Below are 11364 nucleotides of genomic sequence, written 5' to 3' on the forward strand. Positions count from 1 at the left end.
TCCTACCCCCTAACTGAGCTGACTATTTTCTCCACCTCTTCTGGAATGGTTCTCCCCGTTACTTTATCAATGGTTGAACCAAAAATGTGTGGCATGAATATGGAGATACCCGTCTCACGAACAGCAGTGACGATAGCTACAATATTATCGGCTGAGATTCCCCCTGCAGGCTCTATCGAGGGGATGCCTTTTGCCGCCGCGACCTTACATAAGTAGACCAGCTCTTCTAAATGAGTCAGTCCCTTTAACGGCATAAACTTGATCGATTCCACATTCATAGAAACTGCCAAGTCCACAAAATCCTCAACCTTCATGTCATGGTTCGCTAATTTGATGTACCCCACTCTACCCGCCGGTGCAACGAGGCCGTTGACAAGCTGATCAAGGCCTTTCGCTTTTAAATAGCCCTGCGCATAGCCTGATCTTTCAAAGGGTTGATTAAGATGTCCTGGGTCAGAGCCTGCAGCAATATGCAGGACCTTTTCCCAGTTGGCAGGATTGCCATTGTCCCCTAAACCAATACTGACAACAGGGGCCACCCCTTTTAATGCTTTGACATGTTCGATCCCCTCTTCTGGGTGAGCAAAATCGGAGGAAACAATACCGGGAACAACAAAGCCCTTTCCCGCTTCTAAAATTTCTTCCGCATTCTGTTTATCCTTTGCAAGAAAATTAAAAAGTAAAAATCCATCCCATTTATTCAGTTGCTTTAAATGCATCTTTGGCACCCTCAATCAGCTTAATCATATTTTCAATGGCTACTTCAATAATTCTTTCCCCTTTTTCTCGTGTTGCCAGGGTAGCGTCACCTAGCACAGCCGTGGAAGTGAACGTTTCCCAGGGGGTGGGCGTCACATCAGCACTCATTGGGATTTGTGGATCCTCTGGAAGTGCCCTTGCCATATCCACATAGTCCTCTGCTAGATACAGCATGTAGGATGTTTCAATTTCACAGGCATGGAAGTAACTTGAGTGTGCGGATTTTGCCTCCCTGACCTCCTCTGTAACCTGTTTCACTCCCGGATAAAAAAGATAAAGAAGCTTAAAATCAGGAAACTCAGCAAAAAGCTTGCGCGCTGCTTCCTTCATGGCAACGGCATTCCCCAAATGTCCATTAATCATGGCAAAAACACGAAAGCCTTGTTCATACAGACTCACACCGATATCATAAATAAAACTGATCAATGATTCATTTGTGATAGTAATACTTCCCGGGAAATTTTTTAAACTCCAGACTTGACCATAGGGCAACGTCGGCAGAACAAAAGCTCCAGTTTGCGCAGCCACCCGCTCGGATAACCTCTCTGCTAGCAGGTTATCCGTCCCAAGTGGCAGATGAGGACCATGAGCTTCCACAGCTCCAATCGGTAATATGGCGACTAAGCTTTGAGCAATCTTGTCTTTGACATCAAATGAATTTTCATGTTGAAAGATCATGATGGTGCCCTCCCCTTATTTTTTAAAAGTAAAGCATCGTGCTGGATTATCAACGAAAAATTTCTGAATTAATTTCTCCCCATCAAAGCCTTGACGGTTAGCATCATCTATAAAGCGTGGCACCCATTTAGCAATGATATATTCCAGACCTAGACCGTGATCATAATGCTTATAATACGTCTTTCTAGCCGTATCGCCGCTGACAAGGATTTGATCCTCATAACCTTTGTTAACAAGCTCTAATATGCACTGAATACGTGTGCTTTCTGGAGCATATTTGATCTTGGCAATCCCATCAAAACTTAAAAAAGCGCCGGTTTTAGCCACCTGTTCGTGATAATAGGGATCGGGATTTCGATCCATATGACCGAAGCTCATATACTGAAGATCGACACCTTCACTCTTTAATAACTCAATTTGTTCAAGCCCCATGGTTCCTGCTTCCGTATGCGAATGCATAGGCGCCTTCGTCTCATGATGTGCCCGGGCAACAGCACGTAATGTTTTTTCCTCTAAAGGGGTAATACGGTTATAGCCTGTGCCAAATTTCACTTGTCCCGCTTTGAAGGGCGTTCCTTCCAATCCCTCTTCTACCTCACGAATGACAAATTCCGTTAAAGCATTGATGCTGGACTTCTCGATCCACTCAGCATATGTTGTATAATTTCCGATAATTGGCTTGAGCTCTTCTTTAATTTGGGCATCCCATAGAAAGCTCTTATTAAAGCCGGCTGTCCCCACAATATGAAGATCTAGTTCATCTGAAATAGCCTTCACCGCTTGAACATCACGGCCATAGTCAACGGCAGTCGCATCCACAATTGACCGTCCGCCATACTTTTTAAAATCCTGCACATCCAGTTGTGATTTTTCCTTATCATCGAGCAAAAGATCATCCTCGCCTCGCTCTGCCCAATACGCTGGACGGCAAACGATATGTTCATGGGAATACGTAAATCCTAATTCTCCTGGCTGGATATCACCTTTTAATGTCCGAATAAAACTCATGTTGATCGTCCTCCATATAAGCAAGTTTAAAAAGGAATAGGGCAAGAATCTGCCCTAAACTTAATGCTAGGTTATAAGATTAAAAGAGTAGGTGAGCAAAGATCTTCACAATTGGCCCAAGAATGAACATATCTGAATCAGCTGCCCACATCGCTGTATCTGGGATGGTCGTACCAATTAAGAAATGAACCATAAAATATTGCCCCCAAGCAACAATGGTTGATGTGACAAAGCCGCCAATCAACGCTCCCCTTACACCACCCGTCGAGTTACCAAATACACCCGCGGTCGCACCGTGAAAGAACAGCACGATCATCGTTGGTACAAAAACATAAGAAACAGTGTTGCCGATAACAACCAACCAAATTAACGAACCAAAGAAGGCCCCTAAAAATCCAAGAATGACAGCATTGGGCGCGAAGGTAAAGACCACCGGGCAATCAAGTGCAGGTACGGCACCAGGCACAATTTTGGTAGCGATACCATTAAAGGCTGGAACAATCTCCCCGATAAACATCTTTACACCTAGTAAGACAACCGCGATTCCTCCGGCGAAGGTGAAGGACTGAATGATCGAATACATCGGAAAGTTTTGTCCTGCAGCTTGCTTGATCAAAGCATGAGAGCCAGGTGTTCCTTTTATAGAAATGATGATAGCACCAATAAAGAAGAGCACACCCATGGTTAATGCCGTAATGACATTGGAATCTCTCAGAAATTCGAGCCCTTTTGGTAATTTGATCTTCTCTGAATCATTCGCTTTATTGCCAAAGACCTTTCCAAGTAAAGCAGCAAGAATGGCAACACTTGCAGAGCTATGCCCTAATGCAATGGTATTGCCGCCTGTTACCTTCCTCATAAAGGGTTGGACAAGGGCAGGCTGGAACGTCCAATACAGACCCATGAAAATCGATAAGAAGGCTACTAACTTGATAAGAGAAACATGGCTCGGACCGACAGCTTCAACAATGACCCCGGCAAAGATGGTCGTTGTCCAAAACATGATATGTCCTGTCAAATAAATGTATTTAAACCTCGTAAACCGAGCCAATAAAACGTTGATTAAAAAGCCTAAAAACATGGCTAATGTAACAGCAGAACCAAATTTCACATTAAAGGCTGTTTGGCCCATGTACTGACCTAAACTATCTGCCTTTAATCCAAAAACTTCTGCCCACATAGGCTGGAAAATATTTAACGCCCCTGTAATGATGCTGGCACCAGCATTGATGATCAGAAAGCCGATCATCGCCTTGAAGGTACCGGTAATCGTTTGACTCAATGTCTTTTTTTGTAAGACCAAACCGAGTACTACAATAATCCCAATTAGAAACGCCGGCACACCAAATATATTATTGGCAATCCAAGTCAATACTTGCATCGCTTGACCCCCTAAGTAAGAAAATAATTAACTAAAATGGCTTTCTAGTGCTTCTTTTATCTCATTTAAATCAAAATAGTTGTTAACAATGACTATTGTTGAAGGATGTCCAGCTAATGATTCTGCTAATTCATTACTCGTAATGATAAGATCCGGTCTTTCACTTGATGCACTGGATACATCGGTATTCTCCACATCTGCTTGAACGCCCATTTGGCGTAATACTGTGTCGACATTCATTCGTAAAATCAAGCTTGTTCCTTGCCCTAATCCACATACACATAAAATTTTCATGAATGAATTCCCCCTAGTAAGCTTTCCATTTCGGAATAGGCTGTCATTTCCATTAACTTCTTCACGTTTTCTGGATTGTTTAATAATGCCATCAATTTTTGTAAAATCTCGAGATGTTCGTCACTAGAAGAAGCCCCGAGAGCAAAAACGAGATGCACCGGATCATTAACAGCGCTACCAAAACGGACCGGATGCATGAGCCGCAAAAAGGAAACGGATGCTTCCTTAACTCCATCCTCCGGGCGTGCATGTGGCAGTGCAATTTGCGGAGCAAGGACAAAATATGGACCATTTTTATGGTAGGACTGAACCATCGCCTCCACGTACTGTTCCTCTACCAAGCCTTCCTCAACGAGCAGGTTCCCCGCCGTTTGAATGGCTTCATCTGGAGAGGTAACAGCTGCGTCTAATTCAACAAGATTCTTCTCTAAAAATTTCATTCCGGATTCCCCTCACTGTTGCAATAGCTTCTCCTTACATGGAGTAGGCATTGACGAGATCAAAAATAGCTTCTGAAGTTGTTGCCGATAAGATTTTTTGAACATTTTCTGGATTTGAGAACATCGATGTTAACTGTGACAGCGCTTTGAGATGAGCTTCTCCATCAATGGCTGCGAGTACCATCACAATTTGAATGTGATGGTTCCTTTGTTCCGAAAATGGGACAGGCTTAGCGAGCCGCAGCAAGCTCATGCTCAGACTGTTGACCCCATCTTCTGGGCGCGCATGTGGAATCGCCACTTTCGGGGCAATCACAATGTAGGGGCCCATCTTATTGATATTGCTAATCATGGTTTGAATATAGGCTTCAGTAATGAGCCCGTCTTGAAGCAAGGGCGCTGCCGCCTGCTGTATCGCCTGCTTCCAATCGGCCGCTTCATCTTGCAATTGAATATACTTCATTTGCAGGATACTGCTTAAAGAAGGCTTTCCAAGTTCCTTCACGACTTTCTCAGGTTTATAAAGATAATGTTTTAACTCTTGGAGAAGCACGTCTTTATCCAATACATTTGCATGTCTCTGAATAATTTCCATCAATGCCTCAATCGAAGGACTTTGCTTGGAATCCTTATCAAAATGGACATTCACTTTCTTTAATAAGCTTTCCATTTCCGCCTCAGTTAAAATGGGATTAACCACAAAAACAGGCTTATCTTTTTCCTCTAGCGGAATGGTGGAGACAATAAAATCAACCTCATGGTCCTGCTTTTCATATTCTCTTAGAGAAACGCTCCCAATGATATCAATAGTTGAAAATAGTCCCTCCAATTGGTGCAAAAGTAATCTAGAGGTTCCCACTCCATTTGTACAAACAAGAAGCGCTTTCTTTCGAGTGGCAGGCTTGGCTCCTACTTTTGTCATCCAGCCACCAAAATGCATGGCAATAAGGGCAACCTCATTTTCATTGACCTCCTTGCCAACAACCGCCTCAAGATGAGCGATCACCTTCTTGGTTAACAAGAAAATATCATGATACTTTTCTTTAATGGACTCGGTTAGACCACTTTCAAACTCCAAGCCATAGCGAATGCGATAATAGGCTGGCTTAACATGAAGGAGCAAGCTTTCCTCGATCTCTTGCCGCTCTGTAAAGTAAACACAGGCATACTTTTGAAAATCAGTCACCATCTGTGTGGTGACCTTTGCAAGAATCTCTGAATCACTGCTGTTTCTCGCAGGCAATCCCTCTGAAAATTGCACACGTGAGCTGAGCAGATGCCGCGTAATATAAAAAATTTCATCCTCAGGCAAATCAATATCAAAAAGTGCAGAAAGTCTGTCACCGATTCTTTGGGCCGCTTCATACTGTTCTGTTTCTCGCAACACGTTTTTCTCAATGGGATCAATGGTAATCTGCTTGCCCTGAGCGACCCGTCGACAAAATAATAAAAGCCGAAAGGACAGGCTGTACAAAATCTCATCAGTAAACTGTATATTTAATTTTTGTTCACTTTCTCCGACAATTTGCTGAATCACTGTTAATTTCTCAAAAGTAAATGCGTCTATCTGTATTTAAACGCATTGGAATCTTGGATAAAAAGGCCTGCCAATCTCCATTAGGTAGCACATGCTGAAGAAAATGGACAATAGCCTTGCGTTTATCCTCTTCATCTCCCAAAATTACATAACCTGATTTTCTTTCAAACGCTAACTTTAAGTGAAAGCGCTCCAGCTCTGCCTTTAAGCCTTTTAAATCTTCAAGTGTCGTATTGCGGCTGACACGAATTTTTTCCGTAAGATGCTCAAGATACAATGGCCGATCCCGGGCCATCAAATAAATAGCCAGCCATGCTTTGCGCTCCTTCACGGAATAATCATAATGCCATGTGCTCAAGGTCTCTAGTTTATTCGGTACCTCTCTTGCTGCTCTTTTTTCAAGAAGGAAACCTGCAGAGCGAACATTCTGTATTGGATAAATATCGTTTTCCTTTAACCAATCATTGATTTTGCGAATATCGTAATAAACCGTTCTTCTAGAAATATTGAACTTCTCAACCAATTCTTCCGCCTTAACATAGGTCCCGGCTTTAATTAAATAGGACAGGATGGCAGTACTGCGCTGATCTAATGACATTAGACAAATACCTCCTTTGCACAGAGTGTGTACAAAAAAGTATTTTTATTCTTTTAGCAATTGCTTGAATATACTATAACCCGTTATCCATTAAATGTGGAGACCAAATACCGCCCCGCGCTTTGTGCAAAATCGGGACTAAATTTTGTTCATTCCCTCGTGCAAGATTGGACCGTGCGCCAAAGGGTCACGGACTCCCCCCACGCTTAAGTAAATGTATTGCTCCTTCAGAACACTTCTTTCTCTTTATCTCAGGTTACTCTGATTCAAAAACCCAAAATTGTGGAATAGAGATATAAACATTGATTATAAACTAGAATTTGTTTAAACATCCCCTACTCCCAGGATATGAGCGTTTATATTCCCTTTGCCAAGGGGCCCGTTTAACAGGTGCAATCAACCCTTTCCCCATTTATATTTTACGAAATATAATTTAATGAAATTAAATTGTTGACAATATAAATAACCAGGTGTATTATAAGGCTATCGAGGCTAGCCTATAAACTGAAATGAAAAAATTTAAAGGAGCGATGGATGATGTCAAACGTTTTATTTACATCAACTGCAACAGCTTTAGGTGGAAGAGAAGGACACGTGAAGTCTCCAAATGGAGTTATCGATATTGATCTAGCCATGCCTGGCACACCGCGTGCTAAAAAATTACCTGATGCAGCCAATCCAGAACTATTGTTTGCCGCAGGTTACTCTGCTTGCTTTGATGGCGCACTTCAACTGGTGGCAGGTAAAGAAAAAGTGAAATTTGACTCTGAAGTTACCGCTAATGTAAGTCTATTGAAGGATGAGTCTGATGGTGGCTTTAAGATTGGCGTTGTTTTACATGTTAAGGGAACAGGGATTGAAAAATCTGTATTAGAGGATCTTGTCCATAAAGCCCATGAGTTCTGCCCTTATTCAAAAGCAACCCGAGGCAATATTGACGTGACACTAGAAGTTGAAGCTTAAATTCTACATTTAATTCTTTTGCATTGGAATACTCAAAAATGCTGGGAGCACCAATCACAAAAAATCTTCCCTGACAATATTGGGGAAGTTCCAGAGTATACACAAATTAACAAAGCTTGGTGCAACCCATTTCATATAGATTCCAAAAATAGAAAACTTGTTTTACCATGCTTCCGCTGCCTTCAAAAGGGCAGCGGATTTTTCCTTTTCAAATAGCATCTGTACTCCCCACCTAAAAAACATAGCTGCTGTTTCTACTCAGCCGCTTTATTATAAGAGCACTAAGAAAAGGGCACCCGTATCCCTTGTTTAAGTGAAAGATTAAATAAGAGCACCGCTCGTTGCAACGTCTTTCGTTATGTTGAAGGTACCCTATGTTAAAACGATCCTCGCTTTCGTTCATTCGAGGGAATCCTCTGTTCACCTCATCACTCTTTTGTTTCGTGCAGGTCGCAATTTGAAAACTTCATCTTGCTATATCATGTTAATAGAAAAAATTGTGCAGGCATGCGGAAAACAAGCAGCCTAGAGCGGAAACAAGCACAATCCCATTCCATTGATAACCCAAAATTCAAGAAAAACCAGGCTTAAAAGCGTGCCAAGTCCTTGGATTGGTACAGAGCATCATCCAATATGAAAGAGGCTTCATTGCCTGGTCAAGTGGCTGGGAGCGCAAGGCGCTCGAGGAACACTCTAAAATCGTGTGTTCCTCGAGCGCCGCTGACTCATGATGCGGAGACTAAAGTCCTGCGGGAAGTGGGAGATCGATAAGACCCCGTAGCGCGGCGAGCAGCCTGGAGCGGAATCGCGCACCGTCCTCATGACCAGAAATTTTATACTTTCTTTTAAGAAAAACCTTTAATCCCAAAAACAGATTAAAGGTTTTGAATGACATCCTGTATTCTTATCTAGAGAGAGACTTATTGCTATTTAAACCGAGTGCTTCCGCAGATGAAGCCTGAACATTATGCAAAAGCTCTGGATCTTTCATGAGTGATACGCCATATGAAGGAATCATTTCTTTTATTTTTGGCTCCCATTCTTTCTTACGATCTGGGAAGCATTTTTCTAAGACCTCAAGCATGACATGAACCGCTGTCGAAGCCCCTGGAGAAGCTCCAAGCAATGCGGCTACAGACCCATCAGCCGCTGTTACAACTTCCGTACCAAACTGCAAGGTTCCTTTGCCACCTGCCTCAGTATCCTTGATGACCTGTACACGCTGACCTGCGACGACGATATCCCAATCCTCTGCCTTGGCTTCTGGAATGAATTCACGTAATTCTTCCAAGCGCTTTTCATTGGACAACAGCACTTGTTGGATCAAATATTTGGTCAATGCCATCTCTTTTACACCCGCAGCAAGCATCGTTAACACATTATTCGGTCGAATTGAGCCGATCAAATCAAAATAAGATCCTGTTTTTAAAAACTTGGGTGAGAAACCAGCAAATGGGCCAAACAACAACGATTTTTTATTATCAATATATCTTGTATCTAAGTGCGGTACAGACATTGGAGGCGCGCCGACCTTTGCTTTACCATATACTTTAGCATGATGCTGTTCGATAACCTCAGGGTTGTTACAAACCATAAATAATCCGCTTACTGGAAATCCACCAATATGCTTAGACTCAGGAATACCAGTTTTTTGAAGCAAAGGCAGACTGCCACCGCCGCCGCCAATGAAAACAAACTTGGCCGTATGGCGTTCTACTGAACCGCTATTGAGATTGCGTACCTTTACTTCCCACAAGCCATCACTCGTCCGCTTAATATCCTTAACACTATGCTTGTAGTTCACTTGAACCCCTTGATTCTGTAAGTGCTCAAACAACATGCGGGTTAACGCTCCAAAGTTGACATCCGTTCCAATATCGATTTTGGTTGCCGCTATGGGGTCATTTACTGTCCGACCTTCCATAATCAATGGAATCCATTCCTTTAATTTTTCAGGGTCATCGGAAAATTCCATCCCTTGAAATAGGGGATTATTTGACAACGCTTCAAATCGTTTCTTTAAAAAGGCAACATTTTCTTCCCCTTCGACCAAGCTCATGTGAGGCAGCGGCATGATAAAATCCTCTGGATTTTGAATCAAGTCACTGTTAACAAGATAAGACCAAAACTGTCTTGAAAGCTGAAACTGTTCATTAATATTAATTGCTTTACTAATATCAATGGACCCATCGGGCCTTTCAACCGTGTAGTTCAGCTCGCACAGCGCGGAATGCCCTGTCCCCGCATTATTCCATTCGTTTGAGCTTTCTTCTCCTGGCTTTGCCAGCTTTTCGAATACTTTGATTTCCCACTCCGGTGCTAGCTCTTTCAGTAATGATCCCAAAGTCGCGCTCATGACTCCAGCACCAATTAAGATAACGTCTGTTTTTGTCTGTATGCTGCTCATAATAAACCTTCCTTATCGCCTATATTTGCAAAAAGAGCAGACGCTCATGCTTAAGTCCTCACAAAAAAGCAAGGCGTCGCCTTGGAACACACCTTATCTGTAGCAATTATATCACTTTAATATATTAAAGTTTATCTATAGATCAAAATATCTACTATCCTCTAATAATTATAAACTATTTGAAGCAGGTAAAAAAGTGTGAAGTCCTTCCACTTACCACAACAGATTAGAGCAATCTCCAAAGCATTAAGAGGATTGCCCTAATATCGCTACAGCGGCAACTTGTAACCCTTTAAATATCGATGCTATTGCAACGATTATCTCACCTCCATAAAGAAGGGCTCCTACAGTCGCAACGACAATAGCCGTAGTAATCAATACTTCTTCTATACTTTTTTGTGATTTTGTGCCCATAATCTAACTGCATCAATTGGGGGTATCGTGCTCAAAATTAGAATCAGGCGATGATTGATGCTTGGTACAAGGGCAGGAAATTATTTCTAAAATTATAGACACCCCAATGGGGATACAACAAAAGGGCATACAGAAAAAAAGGTCTCTGTAAAATTATTACGCCAAAAAGAATAGGTAAGAAAATTAGTTTTTTTAAACTCATAATCAACTTATCTATGGTAAAGACGGTGAAAAATATATGGTTCGGAGTACAAAGCTAATCAAGCTATGGCAGTCATAAAATAAATGTATGTAGAAGAATTGTTATTGAAATCTCTTTATTTTATTTAGACAAGTATTTTAATCCATCCATTTTCTGATCTTTTAGGAACAAACGGTATTCACTTTCATGTCCCAGAATATTATATATCTTCTGCTGTGATTTTGGATGTATCGATGTATATTGGTACAATAGAGGAAATAAAAAATAAGGGAGTTTAGTATGAGTAAAGATATAAATTCTATTGTTAAAGAGTTAGAATTAAAGACTATGGAAGAGGATAAGGAAGTCATTGATTATTTAAGGGGGTTAGATACCGATACATTAAATAGATTAAAGATAATTTATGACGCACCAAGAAGATTAACCCTTACCTCTAATCTAAAAAACAACTTTATTGCTGTATTACTGTCAACTTTAGTAAACGGTATATTACTTATTACTCTTGGTTATTTCACTGGTTTAAAAATTATTGTTATTGATATCTTAGGCTTTCTTTTAATTATTACTGCAGTGGGTCTTCGATCACGTATAATTAAGTTCGCAAAAATAGAAAAGAGGAAAAGCCATCGGCAACTCCGAATAGGTAAGTGACCAAACAAAACCCAACAAGGAGTTGAAACGAT

At 41.5% G+C, this 11364-nt stretch carries 12 protein-coding genes; 2 read left to right on the forward strand and 10 right to left on the reverse strand.

Annotated elements, in window-relative coordinates:
- Nucleotides 1-2: 2 nt before the first annotated feature.
- From IEW82_RS17300 to IEW82_RS17335, 8 genes are all read right to left on the reverse strand, one after another.
- Nucleotides 3-728, reverse strand: coding sequence for a KDGP aldolase (locus tag IEW82_RS17300; protein WP_373285735.1), 726 nt, complete (start codon nucleotides 726-728; stop codon nucleotides 3-5).
- Nucleotides 697-1437 (reverse strand): creatininase family protein, encoded by a 741-nt coding sequence (locus IEW82_RS17305; RefSeq protein ID WP_188697638.1) that lies wholly within the window; start codon nucleotides 1435-1437, stop codon nucleotides 697-699. The genes IEW82_RS17300 and IEW82_RS17305 overlap by 32 nt, the downstream gene beginning before the upstream one ends.
- 15 nt (nucleotides 1438-1452) lie before the next feature.
- The gene (locus tag IEW82_RS17310; RefSeq protein WP_188697641.1) at nucleotides 1453-2445 is read right to left on the reverse strand and encodes a phosphotriesterase family protein; all 993 of its coding nucleotides are present in this window, start codon (nucleotides 2443-2445) and stop codon (nucleotides 1453-1455) included.
- A 79-nt stretch (nucleotides 2446-2524) separates the two neighbouring features.
- Nucleotides 2525-3826, reverse strand: coding sequence for a PTS ascorbate transporter subunit IIC (gene ulaA / locus IEW82_RS17315; RefSeq protein ID WP_188697645.1), 1302 nt, complete (start codon nucleotides 3824-3826; stop codon nucleotides 2525-2527).
- 27 nt (nucleotides 3827-3853) lie between these two features.
- Nucleotides 3854-4120: a PTS sugar transporter subunit IIB gene (locus tag IEW82_RS17320; RefSeq protein ID WP_188697648.1), complete on the reverse strand. Its 267-nt coding sequence runs from the start codon at nucleotides 4118-4120 to the stop codon at nucleotides 3854-3856.
- Complete coding sequence (locus tag IEW82_RS17325) at nucleotides 4117-4560, reverse strand: PTS sugar transporter subunit IIA (protein ID WP_188697650.1); 444 nt, start codon at nucleotides 4558-4560, stop codon at nucleotides 4117-4119. The genes IEW82_RS17320 and IEW82_RS17325 overlap by 4 nt, the downstream gene beginning before the upstream one ends.
- Before the next feature lie 34 nt (nucleotides 4561-4594).
- Nucleotides 4595-6097, reverse strand: a complete 1503-nt coding sequence (locus tag IEW82_RS17330; RefSeq protein WP_188697674.1) for a BglG family transcription antiterminator — start codon at nucleotides 6095-6097, stop codon at nucleotides 4595-4597.
- A 10-nt stretch (nucleotides 6098-6107) separates the two neighbouring features.
- Entirely contained in the window at nucleotides 6108-6695 is a 588-nt protein-coding gene (locus IEW82_RS17335; protein ID WP_188697677.1) for a BglG family transcription antiterminator, read from the reverse strand.
- Nucleotides 6696-7232: 537 nt separating this feature from the next.
- On the opposite strand from IEW82_RS17335, the gene IEW82_RS17340 reads away from it, so the two are divergent.
- Nucleotides 7233-7658, forward strand: coding sequence for an organic hydroperoxide resistance protein (locus IEW82_RS17340; protein WP_188697700.1), 426 nt, complete (start codon nucleotides 7233-7235; stop codon nucleotides 7656-7658).
- 904 nt (nucleotides 7659-8562) lie between these two features.
- Here the strand turns inward: IEW82_RS17340 and IEW82_RS17345 are convergent.
- Nucleotides 8563-10065: a malate:quinone oxidoreductase gene (locus tag IEW82_RS17345; RefSeq protein WP_188697681.1), complete on the reverse strand. Its 1503-nt coding sequence runs from the start codon at nucleotides 10063-10065 to the stop codon at nucleotides 8563-8565.
- Nucleotides 10066-10311: 246 nt separating this feature from the next.
- On the reverse strand, nucleotides 10312-10479 hold the full coding sequence (locus tag IEW82_RS17350; protein WP_188697685.1) for a hypothetical protein: 168 nt from the start codon (nucleotides 10477-10479) through the stop codon (nucleotides 10312-10314).
- A gap of 481 nt (nucleotides 10480-10960) precedes the next feature.
- On the opposite strand from IEW82_RS17350, the gene IEW82_RS17355 reads away from it, so the two are divergent.
- Nucleotides 10961-11332 (forward strand): hypothetical protein, encoded by a 372-nt coding sequence (locus IEW82_RS17355; protein ID WP_188697689.1) that lies wholly within the window; start codon nucleotides 10961-10963, stop codon nucleotides 11330-11332.
- The last annotated feature ends 32 nt before the right edge of the window (nucleotides 11333-11364 follow it).

It is taken from the genome of Pullulanibacillus camelliae (genome assembly GCF_014642655.1).
Classification (GTDB): Bacteria; Bacillota; Bacilli; order Bacillales; family Sporolactobacillaceae; genus Pullulanibacillus; species Pullulanibacillus camelliae.